Source organism: Streptomyces sp. NPDC045998, assembly GCF_056430285.1.
Map to the genome: position 1 here is coordinate 156,761 of NZ_JBWKLJ010000008.1, position 19,725 is coordinate 176,485.

Consider the following 19,725-nt stretch of genomic DNA (forward strand, 5'->3'; position numbering starts at 1 on the left):
AGAGGAACCACCCGTGCCGAAGCCGCTCATCGGCGTCACCACCTACCTGGACCGCGCCCGGTGGGGCGTCTGGGACATGCCGGCGGCGCTGCTGCCGGAGACGTACCCGCGCCTGGTCCAGGCGGCGGGCGGCATCGCCGCGATGCTCCCGCCGGACGCGCCCGCCACGGCCCCGGAGGCGGTGGCCCGCCTCGACGCCCTGGTCGTCGCGGGCGGCGCCGACGTCGACCCCGTACGGTACGGCGCCGAGCGCGACCCCCGCACGGGCCCGGCGGCGGCGGAGCGGGACTCCTGGGAGCTCGCGCTGATCGACGCGGCCCTCGCGACCGGCACGCCGCTGCTGGGCGTCTGCCGCGGCATGCAGCTGCTCAACGTGGCACTCGGCGGCACCCTGGTGCAGCACCTGGACGGGCACACCGGCGGCCCCGGCGTCTTCGCCGCCCACACGGTGAAGCCGGTCCCGGGCACGCGGTACGCCTCCCTGGTCCCGGAAGCGGTGACGGTCCCGACGTACCACCACCAGGCGGTGGACCGGCTGGGCCGCGGCCTGACCCCTTCGGCGCACGCGGAGGACGGCACGGTGGAGGCGGTCGAGCTGCCGGGCACGCGCTGGGCGATGGGCGTGCAGTGGCACCCCGAGATGGACGCCGACCTGCGGGTGATGGAGGGGCTGGTCGCGGCGGCGTCGTGAGTACGCGTGAGGCCCGGCCCGCTGATAGCGGACCGGGCCTCTCGCGTGCCTCAGGCGGCCGGGAGCCGGGGCAGCTCCTTCGGGAAGGTCCGCGCCTCCTGGCAGTCGACGGTCTCGTACGTGTGGCGGGCGAGCTGGTAGGCGAAGTCGACGAGGACTTGGCGCAGCTCGTGCCCGTGAACGCGGGTCTCACCGATGGTGCGGGCGTCGACGGTCAGCGCGTACGCTTCCCGCGCCTCGCCGGGCTTCTTGCCGGGCGGAGTGCAGGGGACGTACACGAACGCGCTGTCCGAGTGCACCACGGCTCTGATGCCGCCGGACGACACCTCGACGGGATCCGCTTCGTTCCCGTTCTTCTCGTGGGAGTCCCGCCACCGATCCGCAGCGGCGTCGCGGCCCTCCGCCTCTCCCGAGATGACGGAGCCGCCGCTGGTGCGGACATAACACCCGAACAGGAAGCCGCCGCCGGCCTCCAGGTTGAGCCTCCCGCGTTCCTCGGCCGAACGGGCCGTCGGCAGCACGCGGGCCACCGTCTCCCGGTCGACCGCACCGTCACACGGCCGGGCCGGTAGCCGGTCGAGCCCCTTGGTGAAGATCTCCAGGTATCCGAAAACCGCCGCGAGGGCCAGCAGACACCCCAGACCCGCGCGCATGACGGTCTTCTTACGACTTGCCTGCATCAGACTGCCCGTATCCACTCAAAGGTCACGCGGCCGGGCGGGCATGGGAGTCCTCGAGCAAGGTGTCGCTTCGAGTCCAGCCCGCCTCGATCGCCTCGCGAATCATGTTTCGGGTGGCGCCTTCCGTCAATTCCTTGGAGCCGTGCTCGTTGATGGCGTTGACGGCGCTTTCCTGTGTCTGCGAATTGGCCGATTCCTGGGCGTCGTTCAACTTCCCTCCACTGTCGTAGAGGGACTGGTCCAGAGCTCCGTCAATCTGCTGCGCGTCGATGATGCGGTCGACGGACATACCGGCGATTCCGCCGAAGAATCCACTGACCGCTGCTGCCGTCGCGGCCACGGCGGGTGCCGTGCCCACCAGAGCGACGGTACCCACGCCGACGCCGGCGGACAGGATGGACTTGACGACGTCACCCTTGGTCTTCAGGGCGGTGTTCGCCTCCTTCTCGGCCTCCAGGTCTCCGGCGATCCTGGCGTCCGCGACCGAATGTCCGACGATGCCCTCGATGATTCCGGCGTTCGTGGCGATGGCCTTGACGGCGTCTTCCGTCTTCCCGTCGAAACGCTCCGGCTCGGCGATGTGCGCTTCCAGCGAACTGGCCGTGTAGACGCTCTCGCCGACGATGATCGCGGCGCGCCCCATGGGGTCCCTGGCCGTCTCGTACAGGAAGCGCGTGACGTCCACCTTCTGGAAGTCGCCCTCGGTGTACTGGCCATTGGTCCAGAAGATCGACTCGGCTCCCGTGCCGGCGATCGACCTGCTGATCTCCGGCATGTACGCCGCCGCCATGTCGCCGAAGCTCTCGCCCGTGGCCTTGTTCACCAGCTTGGCGCCGGTCTCCGGCTGCGCGACCGCGTGCATGACGTCCTGCATCAGCGCTATCTGCGCCTTGCTGTGCGGCCTGACGTCGGTCGCCTTCTCGCCGTCCCCGTAACCCGTCACCGCCGCCTCGAGGGCGTGCGCCACCGCTCCGTCGCGGTCGGTGTAGCGGGTGCTCTCCAGCATGTGCTCGAACACCTTCTTGTCGCCGAAGGTGTCCAGCGCCGCCTCGGGGTTGTGCGACAGCGCCTTCATGTAGCCGATCAGCGGGTCCCGGCCGTCGTCGTCGCCGAAGACCAGGTCCGTGATGTTGCCGGCCTTCCAGAGGTCGTTGGTGCCCATGCCGGTGAGGCCGGCCGGCGCCATGTCCATCTTCAGGAGCTGCTTGCCGTAGGCGTCCAGGAACTCGGAGTCGTACTTTCCGTGGTGCATCAGGCTGCTCATGACCTGGTAACCCATGGCGCCGTTGGGCCGCAGCGGGTCGGCGGTGTCGTACCGGAAGGCGGTGGTCGCCTCGGCCAGGACCGTCTTCTTCCATTCCGTCATGCCGGCCGTGTCGGAGATCGTGGCCGTGGCGAGCGTGGTGCTCAGGTCCCTCTGGAGACTCTGGAGCTGCTTGAGCTCGTCGCCCCGCGCTCCCGCGTTCATCTCGGCGACGTCGTTCCAGAACTGGAGCGTCTGCTTCCCGCCCAGCTGCGAGGCGAACTGCGCGGCGAAGAGCTCGTCGTTCTTGTACTTGGCCACGGTCCGCTGGAACTCGGCGAACTCCTCGGGCGACATCTTCTTGGCGTCCTTCGCCAGCTTGGCCATGGCGTCGGCCGCTTTCAGCGCGTCGGCGGCGGAGTCGCGGTCGGCCGCCTTGATGCCGGAGAAGCCGTAGTCGGCCTGCTCGGCGATGGCTCGCAGAGCGCGGGCGGCGGTGGAGTCGCTGGTGGTGGCCTGGGTGAGGATGCGCTGGATGGTGTCCCGCAGCGCATCCGCCTTCTGCTCCCAGTCCGGCGGCTTCGGGTGGACGGCGGCCTCGACGCGGAAGCCGCCGCCCTTCTCGCCGTAGACGGACAGCTTGTCCCGCGCGAAGCCGTCGTCGAGGGCCTTCCTCAGCTGGTCCCGGTAGCCGACGAGCTCGTCGTGGGTGTCCTTGAGGATGTTGTGGATCGAGGTGGCCTGGGCGAGGGCGTCGGAGAACTCGCCGGCCGTCTTGGAGATGAACGTACGGGAGACGGTGGCGTTGACACCGGTCCAGTTGGCCCTGTCGGCCTTGGCCTTCATGTCGTCCTGCGCCCGCTTCTCCATGGTCGTCAGGTTCTTGACGACCGTGGACCAGTCGCCGATCGCGGTGCTGAGCGCGGAGAAGTTGGCGTTGCGCAGCGCCTCGAGGTCCATCAGCGCTTCGCCCCCTCGTCGAAGCCCTTGTCCAGGGTGGCGATGCTGCTCACGGTCGACGTGATGTGGTACTCGTCGCCCGCGTGGGCCTTCTGGGTGAAGTCCATGTGGTTGGAGATGTGCGCGCAGGCGTCGAGCAGGGTCGTGAGGGACTTCTCCCACCGGTCCTGCACCGTGTGCAGGGCGCCGCCGAGCGCGAACTCCTGCGACGTGAGGTCCTTGGCCGCGGTCTGGCTGCTGGACCAGGCGTCACGGCCGTACCGGCCGAGGTCTTCGAACAGTTTGAACGCGCTGTCGCCGACCGCGGCCAGGTCCTTCTGCGAGACCGTGAGGTCGCCCTGTCCGGCTCCGCCCTTGCCGCTCGGAGCCTCGTTCAGTTGCATTCGCGAGGAATCTCTGCCGCTGGCGTCGGCCTTCAGTCGCTCCCATTCGTCCCATGCCATCTGCTGGGCTCCCTTCCCCCGTGCGGACAAGCGAATGATCGACGTTCCGGACGGAAACGGACTCAGGACGTCCGGGACACGTCAATGGATGACCCTACACAAGCCAATGGACGAAGCTGCACAGGGAGTTGCGGGACCCGTCCGGCTGCCTGTTCTCCCCTCCGGCCCCTACCCCCGCGCCAGCGACAGCAGGTCGCGGGCCGGCCCCGTCGGCAGCGGGCCCGTCGGCCAGACCGCGCGCAGGGCGCGGTGGAGGTGGACGCCCTCGACCGGCACCTCGACCAGGCGGCGCGAGGCGAGTTCCTCGGTGACCGCGAGCTCGCTGAGGACCGCCGGGCCCGCGCCGGTCACGGCCGCCGCCTTGACGGCCGTGGTGGAGGCGAGCTCCAGCAGCGGGTCCGCGAGGCCGCCGTGGTCGGCGAGGGCGGCGTCCAGGACCTGGCGGGTGCCGGAGCCGTACTCGCGCAGCACCAGCGGGGTCGCCGCCAGCTCCGCCGGGGTGACGGGGCCGCGGCGGCGGGCCCAGCGGTGCGAGGGCGCGGCGACCACCACGAGCCGGTCGTGGGCGACGACCACGGCGTCCAGGCCGTCCGGCACGGCGAGCCCCTCGACGTACCCGAGGTCCGCCTCGCCCGCGAGCAGGCAGGCGGCGACGGCGGCCGAGTTGCCCGCCTGGAGCGAGACGGCCGTGTCGGGGCGCTCGGCGCGCAGCGCGATGAGCCACCCGGGCAGCAGGTACTCCGCGATGGTCATGGAGGCGGCGACCCGGAGGCGCGAATCGCGCCGGTCCCGCAGCGCCTGCGCCCCCACGTCGAACGCCTCCGCCGCCTCCACCACCCGCCGCGCCCAGTCTGTGACGAGGGAACCCGCGTCGGTCAGCCGCGAGCCGCGCGGCGAGCGGTCCACCAGGGCGACACCGAGCTGCCGCTCCATGGAGCGGATCCGGCTGCTGGCGGCCGGCTGCGTGATGCCGACCTCGCGCGCGGCCCGGCCCAGGCTGCCATGCCGGGCGACGGCGAGCAGCAGTTCGAGGGCTCCGAGGTCGGGGACGCGATGCGACAGGCTCATAACTTCAGTTTATGGGGTCATAGGGACAAGATCCCTGGTGGTGGGCATCGGCGCAGGTCACGGTGGGTGGATGGCAACAACGCTCGCGCAGTACACCCCTCTCCCCCGCGTCCCCCGCACCCTGGCGGTCCGCCATCTCGGACCCAACTGGTACGCGACGGTGATGGGTACCGCGATCGTCGCCGGCGCGGGTGCCGCCCTGCCCGTCCGGGTGCCCGGTCTGCGGACCGCCTGCACCGCCGTCTGGGCCCTGTCCCTGCTGATGCTCGCCGTACTGCTCGTGGCGCGGACGCTGCACTGGACGCACCACCGCGACCAGGCCCGGGCCCATCTGCTGGACCCGGCGGTGGCGCCGTTCTACGGGTGCGTGGCCATGGCCATGGTGTCGGTCGGCGGGGGCGCCCTCACCGTCGGCAGGGACTGGATCGGGATGGACGCGGCCCTCGCCCTGGACGGTGTGCTGTTCGCCCTGGGCACGGCCCTCGGCGTGGCGGTCGCGGTCACCGTCCCGTACCTGATGGTGGTGCACCACCGGATCGAGGCCGCCTCTCCGGTGTGGCTGCTGCCGGTGGTGGCGCCCATGGTCTCCGCCGCGCAGGGCCCCTTCCTCGTACCGCATCTGCCGCCGGGGCAGTGGCAGGGGACGCTGCTGCTCACCTGCTACGGGCTGTTCGGGCTGAGCCTGTTCGCGGTGCTGCTGATGCTTCCGCTGGTCTTCGGGCGGCTGATGACGGGCGGGCCGCTGCCCCTCACCCTGACGCCGACGCTCTTCCTGGTGCTCGGGCCGCTGGGCCAGTCCACGACGGCCGCGAACAACTTCGCCGACGCGGCACCGTACCTTCCCTACGGGACGACGCTGGCCGTGCTGTACGGCGTGCCGGTCATGGGCTTCGCCCTGATGTGGCTGGTACTGGCCGGTGCCCTGCTGGTGCGGGCGCGCCGCAGGGGCATGGGGTTCGCGATGACGTGGTGGGCGCTGACGTTCCCGGTGGGCGTGTGCGTGACCGGCGCGGAGGGGCTGGCCCGGCACACCGGGCTCACGCCGCTGCTGTGGCTGGCCGTGGCGCTGTACGCGCTGCTGGTGGCGGTCTGGCTGGTGGCCGCCGCCCGGACCGTACGGGGGCTGGTCAGCGGAGCGCTGCTCGCAGCGCCGCCGGTGCCGTCGCCAGGGACGGCCCGTACCAGGTGAGGTGGCGCCCGTCGACGAGCGCGGCGGGGATGCCCTCGAACGCCTCGGGTCCGTCGTCCGCCGTGAAGCGGTACGGCTCGTCCGGCAGGACCACCAGGTCGGCGCCGGAGGCGCGCAGCTCGTCGAGCGGGACGCGCGGGTAGCGCTCGGCGTGGTCCGCGTACACGTTGACCACACCCAGGCGGGCCAGCAGGTCGCCCGCGAAGGTGTCGCGGCCCAGCACCATCCAGGGGCGGCGCCAGATGGGCACGACGGCCCTGCGCCGGTACGGGCCCGGGGTGAGCGCGTCCCAGGCCGCCTCGGCCTCGTCGAGCCAGCGCGGCCGGGTCCGTACGCCGCAGGCCCGCAGCACGCGGTCCAGCTCGACGAAGGCCTGCTCCAGGGTGCGCACCTCGGTGACCAGCACGTCCAGTCCCGCGGCACGCAGGGCGGCGAGGTCGGGGGCGCGGTTCTCCTCCTCGTTGGCGAGGACGAGGTCGGGGCGCAGGGCGGCGATGGCGGCCACGTCCGGGTTCTTCGTACCGCCGATACGGGTGACGTCGAGGCCGGAGGGGTGGGTGCACCAGTCCGTGGCACCGACGAGCAGGCCGGGCGCCGTGGCGGCGACGGTCTCGGTCAGGGAGGGCACCAGGGAGACGACCCGCGTACGTACGGCCGCCCCGTGCCCGGCCCCCGTGCGCTCGGCACCCGTGCGTTCAGCCATCGCGGGGCGCCGTCCCCATGTGCTCGGCGACGGCGACGACCAGGATGCGGGTGGCGGGCCCGGTGGCACGCCAGCGGTGGCGCACGCCACCGGAGAGGTACAGCGTGTCGCCGCGTTCCAGCCGGTAGGCGCGGCCCTCGGCCTCCACCTGGGCGGCGCCGTCGGCGACGTACAGCAGGGCGTCGTTGCGCAGGACGAGCTCCCGTCCGGCGTCGTGCTCGCCGGTGAACTCGTCGGCGTGCATCTGGTGCTCGCCGCGCACCAGCGGCCGTACGCCGGGCACGCCGGAGGCGTCGTCGGCCCGCACGACGTCGACGGTGCGCGTCGAGTCGGCCGCGTAGAGGAGCTCCACGGCCGTGGTCTCCAGGGCGTCCGCGACGCGCTCCAGGGAGCGCGTGCTGGGCCGGGCGCGCTCGTTCTCGATCTGGCTGAGAAACGGCACGGACAGCCCACTGCGCTCGGCCACCGCGGCGAGGGTGAGCGAGAGTGCTCTGCGCCTCCGGCGGACGGCCGCGCCCACGCGAAGCGTCTCCTTGTCGTCCATCTCTACGGCTCCCTCCCTCTCCGACCACCTTACGCAGCGTCGGTACCACCGAGTAGCGCAACGGGAGGGAAAGGCGCGATAGGGCGGGCCTCACGCGCACGGTGAGACCGGCCCGGGCACTTCCGGCACAACGGAATGGTGACCCCCTTCACTGGCGTGTCAGTCCGGTGTCGGTGGGGTGGTGCATGATCGGTGGTGTGACGCGACGCCTGATGCTCCTCGACACCGCCTCCCTCTACTTCCGCGCCTACTTCGGGGTCCCCGACTCCGTGAAGGCCCCGGACGGCACGCCGGTCAACGCCGTGCGCGGGCTGCTGGACTTCATCGCCCGGCTAGTCCAGGACCACCGGCCGGACGAGCTGGTGGCGTGCATGGACGCGGACTGGCGGCCGCACTGGCGGGTGGAGCTGATCCCGTCGTACAAGGCGCACCGGGTCGCCGAGGAGGCCGCTCCGGGGACGGGCCCGGACGAGGAGGAGATCCCGGACACGCTGTCGCCCCAGGTGCCGGTGATCGAGGCGGTGCTGGACGCGGTGGGCATCGCCCGGGTCGGCGTCGCGGGGTACGAGGCGGACGACGTGATCGGCACGCTCACGGCGCGGGCGGCGGGGCCGGTGGACATCGTCACCGGGGACCGCGATCTGTACCAGCTGGTGGACGACGCCCGGGGCGTGCGGGTGCTGTATCCGCTCAAGGGCGTCGGCAGCCTCCAGGTCACGGACGAGGACTGGCTGCGGTCGAAGTACGGCGTGGACGGGCGGGGGTACGCCGATCTGGCGCTGCTGCGCGGGGACCCGAGCGACGGGCTGCCGGGGGTGCCCGGCATCGGCGAGAAGACCGCCGCGAAGCTCCTGGCGGCGTACGGGGACCTCGCCGGGATCATGGCCGCGGTCGACGACCCGGCGTCGAAGCTCTCGCCGGCGCAGCGCAGGCGGCTGGCCGAGTCGCGGGAGTACGTGGCGGTCGCGCCGAAGGTGGTGCGGGTCGCCGACGACGTGCCGCTGCCGGACTTCGACCCCGCGCTGCCGGCGGGGCCGGTGGAGCCGGAGGCGCTGGACGAGCTGGCGGCGCGGTGGGGGCTGGGCGGCTCGCTGGACCGTTTGCTCTCCGTGCTACGGGGGTGAGGTGTTAGCTTAGGTAAGCCTAAGCAACCATGTTCGGGGAGAGACGGGGAGACCACCGTGGCGCAGCAGCCCGCCCGCAAGGCACCGAAGGCCCGCGAAGCTCGTGTCGTCCGTACCGAGCGGCTCACGCCGCACATGGTGCGGGTGGTCCTCGGCGGCGAGGGGCTGTCCGATTTCAGCGCGGACGAGTTCACCGACCACTACGTCAAGCTGCTCTTCCCGGCGCCGGGGGTGACCTACCCGGAGCCCTTCGACATGGACCGCATCCGGGAGGAGTTCCCGCGCGAGCAGTGGCCGACGACCCGGACGTACACGGTACGGGCGTGGGACGCCGCCCAGCGCGAGCTGACCGTCGACTTCGTCGTCCACGGCGACGAGGGCCTCGCCGGCCCGTGGGCGGCCTCCGCGCAGGTGGGCGAAACGATTCGCTTCCTCGGCCCGGGCGGCGGGTACGCGCCGGACCCGGCGGCGGACTGGCACCTGCTCGTCGGCGACGAGAGCGCACTGCCGGCGATCGCCGCGTCGCTGGAGCGGCTGCCGGAGGGCGCCGTGGGGCACGCCTTCGTGGAGGTCGACTCCCCCGACGACGAACAGAAGATCGCGGCTCCGCCCGGCGTCGAGCTCCGCTGGTTCCACCGCACCGGCCGCCCGGTCGGCGAGGCGCTCCTGACAGCGGTCCAGGACCTGGACTTCCCGCCCGGCGACGTCCACGCCTTCGTCCACGGCGAAGCCGGCTTCGTCAAGGACCTCCGCCGCCACCTCCGCCAGGACCGCCAGATCCCCCGCGAACGCCTCTCGATCTCGGGCTACTGGCGCCTGGGCCAGACGGACGAGGCCTGGCGCGCGATCAAGCGCGACTGGAACGCCCAGGTGGAACGCGAACAGGAGCCCCCCGCGGGCCCGGCGGCTGCCTGAGCCACCTCCCGGCCGCCGCAGGCACCGGCCCCGGCCCCGGCCCCGGCCCCGGCGAGCCCTACCGTCCCCGCACCCCGGCCCGCCACCGGGACCTCACGCCCTGAAGGGCCGGGGCCCGCCGGCCCCTGGGTCCGGGGCGGATCACGGCTGCGAACCGATCCGCGATGGCCCGGTCACGATCGATCGCTGGTCATGTGTCGGTCGAGGGTCCTGGAGACGCCGCTCCGCGATACCGGGTCGGGTGTCAGCTCACGGACGGGGCCTCCGTGCGGTCCCGCACGATGATCTTGCCGGTGTTCTCGCCGCGCAGCATTCCCAGGAACGCGTCCACGATGTGCTCGAAACCGTCGACCACCGTCTCGTCCAGAGCGAGCCGACCGCTCTGCAGATGCGGCACCGCGAACTCGTACAGTTCCTCCTGCACATCGCGGTGGTTGCTGACCAGGAAGCCCTCCATCCGGATGCTCTTCTCCACAATGTCCGCGTAGTCGAAGCGCGGGTGCGACGCGCCGGGGGTGTTGTACTGGCTGATCGTGCCGACGCGGACGATGCGCCCGAACTCGCGCAGCGCTCCCACTGCCGCGGCCAGCTGCTCGCCGCCGACGTTGTCGACGAACACGTCGATGCCGCCTGGCGCGGCCTTGCCGAGCAGGTCGGCGGCGGGCCCGTCGTGGTAGTCGAAGACGGCGTCATAGCCCACCTCCCGCGTAAGGTGGTCTGCCTTCGCCGCCGAGCCCGCGCTGCCCACGAGCCGTCCGGCGCCGAGCAGTCGGGCGAACCGCCCGGTCGCCGTGCCGACCCCGCCCGCCGCTGCCGACACGAACAGATCCTCGCCCTCCTGAAGCCGGGCGATCCGGGTGAGGCCCACATAGGCGGTCAGGCCCGTACCACCGAGAGTGCTCAAGTACGCGGTCAGCGGCACCCCTTCGAAGCGGGACAGCCGTCGGACCTCCTCCGGCGTGACCGCGGCATGCGTGCGCCAGCCCTGCCGGTGGAACACGATCTCGCCCTCGGCCAGATCGGGCGTGCGCGAGGCGATGACTCGCCCTATGGTGCGGCCCTCCAGCGGTGCGTCGAGCGCGAAGCCGCCGGGCACGTCGTCCATCAGCTCGCGGTGATACGGGTCGACGGACCAGTAGAGGTTCTCCACGAGCGCGCCGCCGACTGCGGGCTCGGGAAGCGGGGACTCGATGAAGGCGAAGTGCTGGGCGGTGGGAAAGCCGTGGGGGCGGGCGATCTGATGCACGGTGAGCGCGGTCGTGTTCATGAACGGACCGTAGGGCGGGAATGCGCCACCTGGGCAGTCGGTTGGGCTCATGCGACCGACCGTTCCATGAGCAGTCCTCATATCTCGAGGTGAGCGCCCTGTGGCCCGCAGTACCGACTCCGATCTCGCCCCACACGAACTGCGCGTCCTGGTGGCGGTCGCGGACACCGGCGGGTTCTCGGCCGCGGCCGGGACACTCGGTCTGACGCAGTCCGCGGTCTCCCACTCGGTGCGCGGCAGCGAGCGCAAGATCGGTGCCGTGCTCTTCGACCGCGGCCGCACCGGCGCCCGTCCCACCCTCGCCGGAGACAAGGCCGTGGCGTACGCCCGCCGCATCCTGCGCCTGCTGGACGTCCTGAACGCCGAGGCGCGCGGCGCGGCCCGGTTCGACGCGGCGGAGGGGCCGCTGCGGATCGCGGCCTTCCGCAGCGCGGCTCTCCACCTGCTGCCGCCCGTCCTCCAGCGGCTACGCGTCCGGCATCCCGGGATCGAGCCGCGGGTGCGGATCGTACGCGAGGTGGGGCGCGGCACCGCGGGCGAAGTGGCCGACGGGAGAGCCGACATAGCCATCGCCACACTCGGCGGCTCCGTGCCGCCTCCACCGGGTCTGGTCGCGAGCCGGCTCCTCGAAGAGCCGTACGCCCTGGTACACCCGAAGGGTCACGCCGCCCCGCGCTCGCTGCCGCTGGTCGACTGGGCGGAGAACTGCGGCTCGTACACCCGTGACTGGTGGGCGGCACAGGACTGGATCCCGAAGGCGACCGTCGAGGCCGAGGACGACGGAGCGGTGCTCTCCCTGGTGAGCGGCGGTCACGGAATGGCGATCATGCCCGCGCTCTCCTTGGTCGGAGCGGCGAACTCGGTCGCGATCACCGATCTCGGTCTCGATCGCCCGACACGCCAGGTCGGCTATGTCACCACCTCCGAACTGGCCGGATCCGCCGTCGTGCGCGCTGTGGTGAGGGAACTGCGGGCGGCGGTCCCGCAGGGCGTGGGCCTTGCTCAACAGTGAGGCGTGATCAGGCCGAGCGTCGCGTGAGCGCGGATTCGCCCGGGGGATCAAGCCGAGCAACTCCGAAGCCACCCTGGGCATCGCGGGGCGGATTCCCTCTCACTCCCGCGCCTCGCCCTCACCCTCCCCCTCCCCATACCGCCGCGCCGACGCATCCACATGCGCCAACCGCCGCAGCGCCGCGAACACCGCCTCCCCCAGCACCGTCCCGACCACCGCGCTCTCCACCAGGTCCTCGCGCCTGGCACCCCCCGCCACCCACGCGAGATCCGCCGCGGCGACACGCTCCGCGGCCTCCGCGTAGGCGTCCAGCACCTCGAAGAAATCCGCGTGCCCCACCTGCCGCAACGCGGCCAGCGCGCCGGCGAGCGCGTCCAGCGCGGGGTTCCCGTCCCCGACGCGCCACCCCCGGCCCGCCACCAGCTCCTTCGCCGTCACGCGCGCCGCCTCCCGCTCCGGGTCCACCTCGTCGCCGCTCGACGCCGTCAGGCGGTGGGTCGCCTCGCCCAGCACCTTGTGGACCGGCCGCCGGGGGTCGTCGATCGCGGCGAGCACCTCGCGCAGGGCCGCGACCGACAGCCCGCCGACGTCGATCAGGGCCCGCACCAGGCGGAGCCGCCGCTCGTGCGTCTCGTCGTACGACGCCTGGTTGGGGCTGGTCAGCCGCCCGGCCGGCAGCAGCCCTTCCCGTACGTAGTACTTGATCGTCGGGACCGACACCCCGGTCCGCCGACTCAACTCACCAATGCGCATGCCCGCGTCACCCCTTGCCTTGAGAACTCTCATCATAGATAGTCTCGCTATCGGATAGCGGATAGCGCCGCTACCCATAACTGGGGGTTCTCCATGTCCTTCTCGCACCGGCTGTCATCGCTGCACCGGCCTCTCCTCCTCTTCTCCGCCGCCATGGCCCTCCTCGCCGGCGTCGCCGCCGTCGGACTGGTCATCGACGACCGCGTCCTCGCCGGGGCGCCGGTCTGGGCCAAGCCGTTCAAGTTCGCGGTCTCGTTCGTGGCGTACTGCCTGTCGCTCGCGTGGATGCTGTCGCTGCTGCCGCGCTTCCGGCGCACCGGCTGGTGGGCGGGGACCATCGTGGCCACGTCGTCCGCCGTCGAGATGGCGATCATCACCTTCCAGGCGGCCCGCGGACGACGCAGCCACTTCAACCACGCCACGCCCTTCGACAGCACGCTGTACGACGCGATGGCGGGCACGGTCGTCGTGCTGTGGAGCGCGACGCTCGTCATCGCCGTCCTGCTGTTCCGGGCGCGGTTCGTGGACCGGGCGTCCGCCTGGGCCCTCAGGCTGGGCGCTCTGCTGGCACTGGCGGGCGCCGGAATCGGTTTCCGCATGACACGGCCCGCGCCGGGTCAGCAGCCGGGCGCCTCCGAGGTGGTCGGCGCGCACAGCGTCGGCGTACCGGACGGCGGTCCGGCCATGCCCCTCACCGGCTGGTCGACGACCGGCGGCGACCTCCGCATCCCGCACTTCGTCGGCATGCACGCGCTCCAACTGCTGCCGCTCTTCCTCCTGGTCCTCGTCGCCCTGGCGCCCCGGTTCGCCCGGCTGCGCGACGAGCGTGTACGCCTGCGCCTGGTGCTCGTGGCCTCGGCGGCGTACGCGGCCGTCTTCGCCCTGGTCACCTGGCAGGCGCTGCGCGGTCAGCCCCTGGTCCACCCGGACGGCGCGACACTCACCGCGGCGGGGGTCGTCGCGCTCCTCACCGCGGTCGGCGGCTGGGCCGCGCTCCGTACGACGGCGCCGGCGACTGGTGCCCGCCCCGCGCACCTGGAGCGAGTGGCATGACCGTCATCCTCTTCGAGCTGTCCTTCTATCTGGCCGCGCCCGTCTGGCTGCTGATGATCCTGGCGCCCCACTGGCGAGGGACCACGCGGATCGCCTCGTCCCCCCTCACCGTCGTACCCATCCTGCTCGTCTATCTGGGCCTGGCCGTCCCGGTGTTCCCGGAGCTCTGGGCCGCCGTACGCGAGCCCGATCTGGAGACCTTCCGCGACCTGACCGCCCTGGCGGACGGAGCCGGAGCCATCTGGGCCCAGGTCATCGCCTGGGACCTGCTGATCGGACAGTGGATCTTCCTGCGGTCGCGCGAACTCACCCTGCACCCGCTGCTCACCGGGCCCCTGTTGGTCCTGACCATCCTCCTCTCCCCCATCGGCCTGCTCGTCTTCCTGGCCGTACGAGAGGTGAGGACCCGGCGCACCGGGCCCACCAGCCCCTAGCCTGAACACATGCACCCGTACGAGCGCGTCACCGGCACCGTCCTGGGTTCCGCCGTCGGCGACGCCCTCGGCGCGCCCTTCGAGTTCGGCCTGCCGGGCGTGTACCGCGCCCGGTTCCCGGACGGCGTCGGCGAGATGTGCGGAGGCGGGGGCTGGGACCCGGGCGAGGCCACCGACGACACGCAGATGGCGGTGCTGGTGGGCGAGTCCTTGCTGGAGCGGGGCGGCCTCGACCTGCCGGACGTCTTCGACCGGTTCCGGCGCTGGGCGGCGGGCCAGCCCAAGGACATCGGGCTCCAGACGGAGGACGTCCTGACCAACGGCGAGCCGTGGGACCTGGCGGCCGCGCTGCACTTCCAGCTCAACGGCCGCGCGGCGGGCAACGGTTCGCTCATGCGGGCCGCCACGTCCGCCGTGTACTTCGCGGGCGCCGGACGCACCGGCACCATGGAGGCCGCCCGGCGGATCGCGGCGCTCACGCACGGCGACCGGGCCGCGTGGGAGGGTACGGCCCTGCTGCACGAGCTGATCCGCGTGGCACTGGAGGGCGCCGACCCCGTGGCGGCGGTACCGGACGCCCTCGCCGCCGTGCACCCGGGCCATCGGGCGCGGTGGGCCGCCGTCCTGGCGCCCGGCTGGCATCCGGATGACGCCACCGAGTTCAACGGCGCGGTCTGGCCGTGCCTGGGCTCCGCGCTCTGGGCCCTGCGGACGACCGGCTCCTTCGAGGAGGCCCTGGCGGCGGCGATCGACCTGGGTGGCGACACCGACACGGTCGCCGCGGTGACGGGGGCGCTGGCCGGCGCCGTGTACGGCGCGGCCGCCATCCCCGCGCGCTGGACGTCACCGCTGCACGTCCCGCTCCCGGGATACGGCGACCGGGTCCTGCGCGCCCCCGAACTCGTCGCGCTCGCCGAGCGTCTCGGCGCGCACCCGCACTGAGGGCCCGGCCGGAGCGATCCGACCGGGCCCTCACCTCTCCACGGGGTGGAACGCCGTCAGCCCACCGAGCTGTACGCCACCACTCCCCGCAGCAGCCCGTCGACCGCCTTGCGCGCGCTCTTGGCGACCGTGCTGTCCTCCCTCGGCGCCGCGGCCGCGATCTGGCCGAGGACGTCGATCACCTGCTTGCACCACCGGACGAAGTCGCCGGCCGGCATCTCCGTCTCGCGCAGCACCTCGTCCAGGCCGCTGCCGGAGGCCCACTGGTGGGCCGCCCAGGCGAAACCGAGGTCCGGCTCGCGCTGGCCGACGCCCTCGGTCTGGTTGATCCTGAACTCCTCCTCCAGGGCGTCCAGGTGGCCCCAGATGCGGACCATCTCACCGAGCGCGGCCTTCGTGCGGCCCGTCGGCAGCTTCGGTGCGACGGCGTCGTCCGACTGCCGGGCTTCGTACACCAACGCCGAGACGCAGGCGGCCAGTTCGGCGGGGTTGAGGCCCTCCCACACGCCCTCGCGCAGGCATTCACTGGCCAGCAGGTCCAGTTCGCCGTAGAGCCGGGCGAGCCGCTTGCCGTTCTCGGTCACCTCGTCGGCGCGCAGGTAGTCCATCTCGGTCAGCAGCGCGACGATCCGGTCGAAGGTACGGGCGATGGTGTTCGTCCGCCCCTCGATGCGCCGCTCCAGCTGGCGCGTGTCCCGCTGGAGGCGGTGGTACCGCTCGGCCCACCGGGCGTGGTCCTCGCGCTCGTCGCACCCGTGGCAGGGGTGCGCGCGCAGCGCCTTGCGCAGCCGGGCGATCTCGCGGTCGTCGGCCGCCGCGGAGCGCTGCTTGCGGTGCCGGTCGGGGACGATGTGCCCGGCCTTGGAACGCAGCGCGGACGCGAGGTCCCGCCGCGACTGCGGGGAGCGGGGGTTGAAGGTGCGCGGGATGCGCATCCGCTCCAGGGGCTCCACCGGCACCGGGAAGTCGATGGCGGCGAGCCGCTTGACCTGCCGTTCGGCGGTGAGCACCAGCGGGCGCGGCCCGTCGGCGTGCTCGAAGCCGCGGTGCCCGTTGGACCGGCCGGCCGGCAGGCCGGGGTCCAGGACCAGCGCCAGGCCGGCGAACTTGCCGGTCGGCACGTGGATGACGTCACCGGGCTTGAGCTTCTCCAGCGAGGAGGCGGCCGCCGCACGCCGCTGCGCCGCGCCCTGCTTGGCCAGTTCGGTCTCGCGCTCCTTGAGCTCGCGGCGCAGCCGCGCGTACTCCTCGAAGTCGCCGAGGTGGCAGGTCATGCCTTCGCGGTAGCCCTCGAGCCCCTCCTCGTTGCGCTGCACCTGGCGGGAGATGCCGACCACCGACTTGTCCGCCTGGAACTGAGCGAACGACGTCTCCAGCAGCTCGCGCGAGCGGTGCCGCCCGAACTGGTCGACCAGGTTCACCGCCATGTTGTACGACGGCTTGAAGCTGGAGCGCAGGGGGTAGGTGCGCGTGCCGGCGAGGCCCGCGAGGTACTCCGGGTCCATGCCGCGCTGCCAGAGCACGACGGCGTGGCCCTCGATGTCGATGCCGCGCCGCCCGGCGCGTCCGGTCAGCTGGGTGTACTCGCCCGGGGTGATGTCGGCGTGCTGTTCGCCGTTCCACTTGACGAGCTTCTCCAGCACGACGGACCGCGCGGGCATGTTGATGCCCAGGGCGAGGGTCTCGGTGGCGAACACCGCCTTGACCAGGCCCCGTACGAAGAGCTCCTCGACGACCTCCTTGAAGGTCGGCAGCATGCCGGCGTGGTGTGCGGCGATGCCCCGCTCCAGGCCTTCGAGCCATTCGTAGTACCCGAGGACGTGCAGGTCCTCCGTCGGGATGGACGCGGTGCGCTCCTCGACGAGCTCCCGCACCCGTCGGCGCGACTCCTCGTCGTTGAGCCGCAGCCCGGCGTACAGGCACTGCTGTACGGCGGCCTCGCAGCCGGCGCGGCTGAAGATGAAGGTGATGGCGGGCAGCAGCCCTTCGGCGTCGAGCCGCTCGATCACCTCGGGGCGTCCGGGTGTCCAGATCCGGGACCGCTGGCGCCGCTCGCGCTCCCGGTCGGCCTCGCTCATCCTGCCGCGCCGCCGGTCACGGCCGTTGAACGGGCGGGAGTTCTCCATGCGGGCCAGGCGCAGCAGGTCGGGGTTGACCTCGCGCCGGGCGGAGCCGCGGCCGCCGTGGTCGGTCTCCTCCTCGAAGAGGTCGTACATCCGGCGCCCGGCCAGCACGTGCTGCCACAGGGGGACGGGACGGCTCTCGGAGACGATCACCTCGGTGTCGCCGCGGACGGTGTCCAGCCAGTCGCCGAACTCCTCGGCGTTGGACACGGTCGCCGAGAGCGACACCAGCGTCACCGACTCGGGGAGGTGGATGATCACTTCCTCCCACACGGCGCCTCGGAACCGGTCGGAGAGGTAGTGCACCTCGTCCATGACCACGTAGCCGAGGCCGCGCAGCGACTGGGAGCCCGCGTACAGCATGTTCCGCAGGACCTCGGTGGTCATGACCACCACCGGTGCCTCGGAGTTGACGCTGTTGTCGCCGGTCAGCAGGCCGACCTTCTCCGGCCCGTAGCGTTTGACCAGGTCGGCGTACTTCTGGTTGGACAGCGCCTTGATGGGCGTGGTGTAGAAGCACTTGCGCCCCTGCTCCAGGGCGAGGTGCACGGCGAACTCACCGACGATGGTCTTGCCGGAGCCGGTGGGGGCCGCGACGAGTACGCCCTTGCCTGCCTCCAGGGCACGGCAGGCCTCGATCTGGAACGGGTCCAGCTCGAAGTCGTACAGGTCCCGGAAGGGAGCGAGCGCGGTCGCCTGCTCGGCGGCGCGGCGCCGGGCCGCCGCGTACGCCTCCGCGGGTGTGAGGTCTTCTTGGGTCATCTTGTTATCGAGCGTACCCGTCACCACTGACAGTCAGCTCGATCTTTAATCCGCCGTGCACGACACCACGGTCCGCAGCGGTACGGAGGCGGGGTGTGACCGGCCTCAGGTGATGTCGTCGTAGCCGTTCAGCCGCTGCGTACGGGAGCCGGCGGCGTCTCCGGTGGCCTGCTCGGGCAGCGCGGCGCGCGCGGACGGCACGGCCTCCACCTCGCCGATCGGGGCGGGGGTGAGGTCGACGGGAGCGGCCTCGTCGTCGTCCAGCTCGGCGTCCGGGTCGTTCCGCCGTCGCCGCTTGTCGTTGAGGAGGGCGATGCCGACGGCCAGGAAGTACAGCAGGATGATGGGCCCGGAGAGGGCGATCATGCCGAGCGGGTCCGTGGACGGGGTGGCGATGGCGCCGAAGACGAAGATGCCCATGATCACACCGCGCCACCAGCCGGCCATGCGCCGTCCGGTGACGATCCCGGCGGCGTTGAGCATGATCAGCAGCACCGGCAGCTCGAAGGAGAAGCCGAAGATGAGGACCATCCGGACCGTGAAGTCCAGGATCTTGTCGACTTCGAGCAGGTTGGCCGCGGGGTCCGGCGTGATGCTGAGCAGCACGCTCATGCTCACCGGCATGATCAGGTACGCGACGTAGACGCCGGCGGCGAAGAGCGGGACCGCGGCGGCGGCGAAGAAGTACGTGTACTTCTTCTCGCTCTTGTGGAGGCCCGGCGCGACGAAGGCCCACAGTTGGTAGAGCCAGACGGGGCACGACAGGACGATGCCCGCCATCAGGACGACCTTGACCGTGGTCGTGAACGGGGACAGCAGGTCGTTGTAGACGATGGTGGCGCACTTGCCACCGGTCTCCATGACTCCCTTCGGGCACCGCTCGACCGGTGACGAGAGGAAGTCCATCAACTCCTGGCTGTAGAACGCCGCGGCGATGGACGTGATGGTGATCGCCAGCATGGCCTTCGCGAGCCGGTTGCGGAGCTCGCGCAGGTGGTCCGCGAGCGGCATCCGCCCCTCGGGGTCCTTCTCCTTCTTACTGCGGGCAGGCTTGAGCAACCCACGTCCTCATCTCGTGCGGCAGGCCGTCCGCTCGGCGGTCGGCCTTGGGTCAGCGCTGGGTGGTGTCGGACGGCTCGGTGACCGGGCGGGCGCTGGTCACGTCACCGGGCGCCGCCTTGATGGTGCGCTGGGCCGGGGGCTGCTCGGCCGGCGGGTCGGCCGGGGCGGGCTGCTGCCCGTCCGTCTTCATCGCCTTGGCCTCGCTCTTCAGGATGCGGGCGGACTTGCCGAGCGAACGGGCCATCTCCGGGAGCTTCTTGGCGCCGAAGAGGAGGACGATGGCCAGGACGATGAGAGTGATCTCAAGAGGGCCGATCTGTCGGAACATAACTGTTGTCTACCTTCTCACCGAGGCGGCTTGGGGCGGGCTCCCGGCCGGTGAACCGGACTGATGTCCGAGCCAACGGCCGTCAGGATCGTAACGCGCACGGGTAAACGCCCGGCAATCCCTGTGCGTACTCCCGTTTGCGGCGGATTTCAGCGAAACCGCCGCAACCAGCAGCGTACCTGCCGGGAGTGGACGGGAGGAGGCCGCGTGCGCTATCGCGTCACCGCAGCGTCTCCCCCGTACGGGCCAGATCGGTGGCCGCGCGTTCCAGGTCCTCGGCCGCGCGGTTGATCCGCTGTGTGGTGTGCGTCACTTGACGTCCGAGGCGCTGGGCCTCGATGAACACCCGGATGCCCAGGACGCCGAGGACGGCGATACCGAGGAAACCGAGGGCGATGGCGAGCATGGGCCAGAACATGCGCAGAGCCT

20 protein-coding genes are annotated in these 19,725 nt (G+C 71.9%); 8 read left to right on the forward strand and 12 right to left on the reverse strand.

The window, feature by feature from the left end; all coding sequences use genetic code 11:
* Positions 1–13 precede the first annotated feature (13 nt).
* Positions 14–691, forward strand: a complete 678-nt coding sequence (locus AC07FJ_RS23980) for a gamma-glutamyl-gamma-aminobutyrate hydrolase family protein (RefSeq protein WP_479051363.1) — start codon at positions 14–16, stop codon at positions 689–691.
* A 50-nt stretch (positions 692–741) separates the two neighbouring features.
* Here the strand turns inward: AC07FJ_RS23980 and AC07FJ_RS23985 are convergent, their stop codons facing one another.
* From AC07FJ_RS23985 to AC07FJ_RS24000, 4 genes are all read right to left on the reverse strand, one after another.
* Positions 742–1,371: a hypothetical protein gene (locus AC07FJ_RS23985; RefSeq protein ID WP_479051364.1), complete on the reverse strand. Its 630-nt coding sequence runs from the start codon at positions 1,369–1,371 to the stop codon at positions 742–744.
* Positions 1,372–1,396: 25 nt separating this feature from the next.
* Positions 1,397–3,574: a hypothetical protein gene (locus tag AC07FJ_RS23990; protein ID WP_479051365.1), complete on the reverse strand. Its 2,178-nt coding sequence runs from the start codon at positions 3,572–3,574 to the stop codon at positions 1,397–1,399.
* Positions 3,574–4,017 (reverse strand): hypothetical protein, encoded by a 444-nt coding sequence (locus AC07FJ_RS23995; protein WP_479051366.1) that lies wholly within the window; start codon positions 4,015–4,017, stop codon positions 3,574–3,576. Before AC07FJ_RS23995 ends, AC07FJ_RS23990 begins: the two co-directional genes overlap by 1 nt.
* 168 nt (positions 4,018–4,185) lie before the next feature.
* Positions 4,186–5,085, reverse strand: a complete 900-nt coding sequence (locus AC07FJ_RS24000; RefSeq protein ID WP_479051367.1) for a LysR family transcriptional regulator — start codon at positions 5,083–5,085, stop codon at positions 4,186–4,188.
* Positions 5,086–5,155: 70 nt separating this feature from the next.
* Here AC07FJ_RS24000 and AC07FJ_RS24005 point away from each other — a divergent pair, with 70 nt between their 5' ends.
* Positions 5,156–6,274: a TDT family transporter gene (locus tag AC07FJ_RS24005; protein ID WP_479051368.1), complete on the forward strand. Its 1,119-nt coding sequence runs from the start codon at positions 5,156–5,158 to the stop codon at positions 6,272–6,274.
* Here the strand turns inward: AC07FJ_RS24005 and AC07FJ_RS24010 are convergent.
* Both AC07FJ_RS24010 and AC07FJ_RS24015 read right to left on the reverse strand, forming a co-directional pair.
* On the reverse strand, positions 6,213–6,977 hold the full coding sequence (locus AC07FJ_RS24010; protein WP_479051369.1) for a helical backbone metal receptor: 765 nt from the start codon (positions 6,975–6,977) through the stop codon (positions 6,213–6,215). The two genes, AC07FJ_RS24005 and AC07FJ_RS24010, sit on opposite strands and share 62 nt — an antisense overlap.
* Positions 6,970–7,521 carry a helix-turn-helix domain-containing protein gene (locus AC07FJ_RS24015; protein WP_361422237.1) on the reverse strand — a complete coding sequence of 184 codons (552 nt, stop codon included), beginning with the start codon at positions 7,519–7,521 and terminating at the stop codon, positions 6,970–6,972. The genes AC07FJ_RS24010 and AC07FJ_RS24015 overlap by 8 nt, the downstream gene beginning before the upstream one ends.
* Positions 7,522–7,733: 212 nt before the next feature.
* Between AC07FJ_RS24015 and AC07FJ_RS24020 the strand changes: the two genes are divergently transcribed.
* Both AC07FJ_RS24020 and AC07FJ_RS24025 read left to right on the forward strand, forming a co-directional pair.
* Positions 7,734–8,645: a 5'-3' exonuclease gene (locus tag AC07FJ_RS24020; RefSeq protein ID WP_479051524.1), complete on the forward strand. Its 912-nt coding sequence runs from the start codon at positions 7,734–7,736 to the stop codon at positions 8,643–8,645.
* A gap of 57 nt (positions 8,646–8,702) precedes the next feature.
* Positions 8,703–9,560 carry a siderophore-interacting protein gene (locus AC07FJ_RS24025; RefSeq protein WP_479051370.1) on the forward strand — a complete coding sequence of 286 codons (858 nt, stop codon included), beginning with the start codon at positions 8,703–8,705 and terminating at the stop codon, positions 9,558–9,560.
* Between the two features lie 244 nt (positions 9,561–9,804).
* Here AC07FJ_RS24025 and AC07FJ_RS24030 read toward each other — a convergent pair whose 3' ends face one another.
* Positions 9,805–10,827, reverse strand: coding sequence for an NADP-dependent oxidoreductase (locus AC07FJ_RS24030; RefSeq protein ID WP_479051371.1), 1,023 nt, complete (start codon positions 10,825–10,827; stop codon positions 9,805–9,807).
* Positions 10,828–10,927: 100 nt separating this feature from the next.
* Between AC07FJ_RS24030 and AC07FJ_RS24035 the strand changes: the two genes are divergently transcribed.
* On the forward strand, positions 10,928–11,839 hold the full coding sequence (locus AC07FJ_RS24035) for a LysR family transcriptional regulator (RefSeq protein ID WP_479051372.1): 912 nt from the start codon (positions 10,928–10,930) through the stop codon (positions 11,837–11,839).
* 99 nt (positions 11,840–11,938) lie between these two features.
* On the opposite strand, the gene AC07FJ_RS24040 is transcribed toward AC07FJ_RS24035, so the two are convergent.
* Positions 11,939–12,592, reverse strand: a complete 654-nt coding sequence (locus tag AC07FJ_RS24040) for a MerR family transcriptional regulator (protein WP_479051373.1) — start codon at positions 12,590–12,592, stop codon at positions 11,939–11,941.
* A 93-nt stretch (positions 12,593–12,685) separates the two neighbouring features.
* Between AC07FJ_RS24040 and AC07FJ_RS24045 the strand changes: the two genes are divergently transcribed.
* Genes AC07FJ_RS24045 through AC07FJ_RS24055 form a run of 3 tightly spaced genes read left to right on the forward strand, consistent with a single transcriptional unit; the run spans position 12,686 to position 15,021 of the window.
* A complete protein-coding gene (locus AC07FJ_RS24045; protein ID WP_479051374.1) occupies positions 12,686–13,645 on the forward strand; it encodes a hypothetical protein in 960 nt (319 codons plus the stop codon).
* Entirely contained in the window at positions 13,642–14,079 is a 438-nt protein-coding gene (locus AC07FJ_RS24050; RefSeq protein ID WP_479051375.1) for an ABA4-like family protein, read from the forward strand. Before AC07FJ_RS24045 ends, AC07FJ_RS24050 begins: the two co-directional genes overlap by 4 nt.
* Positions 14,080–14,088: 9 nt before the next feature.
* Positions 14,089–15,021: an ADP-ribosylglycohydrolase family protein gene (locus AC07FJ_RS24055; RefSeq protein ID WP_479051376.1), complete on the forward strand. Its 933-nt coding sequence runs from the start codon at positions 14,089–14,091 to the stop codon at positions 15,019–15,021.
* Positions 15,022–15,077: 56 nt separating this feature from the next.
* On the opposite strand, the gene AC07FJ_RS24060 is transcribed toward AC07FJ_RS24055, so the two are convergent.
* The 4 genes from AC07FJ_RS24060 to AC07FJ_RS24075 all read right to left on the reverse strand — a co-directional run bounded on the left by AC07FJ_RS24060 (position 15,078) and on the right by AC07FJ_RS24075 (position 19,714).
* Positions 15,078–17,906, reverse strand: coding sequence for a DEAD/DEAH box helicase (locus tag AC07FJ_RS24060; RefSeq protein WP_361422214.1), 2,829 nt, complete (start codon positions 17,904–17,906; stop codon positions 15,078–15,080).
* Positions 17,907–18,011: 105 nt separating this feature from the next.
* Positions 18,012–18,965: a twin-arginine translocase subunit TatC gene (gene tatC / locus AC07FJ_RS24065; RefSeq protein ID WP_479051377.1), complete on the reverse strand. Its 954-nt coding sequence runs from the start codon at positions 18,963–18,965 to the stop codon at positions 18,012–18,014.
* A 52-nt stretch (positions 18,966–19,017) separates the two neighbouring features.
* A complete protein-coding gene (gene tatA, locus AC07FJ_RS24070) occupies positions 19,018–19,296 on the reverse strand; it encodes a Sec-independent protein translocase subunit TatA (protein ID WP_479051378.1) in 279 nt (92 codons plus the stop codon).
* A gap of 220 nt (positions 19,297–19,516) precedes the next feature.
* Complete coding sequence (locus tag AC07FJ_RS24075) at positions 19,517–19,714, reverse strand: hypothetical protein (RefSeq protein WP_084897529.1); 198 nt, start codon at positions 19,712–19,714, stop codon at positions 19,517–19,519.
* Positions 19,715–19,725: the final 11 nt, after the last annotated feature.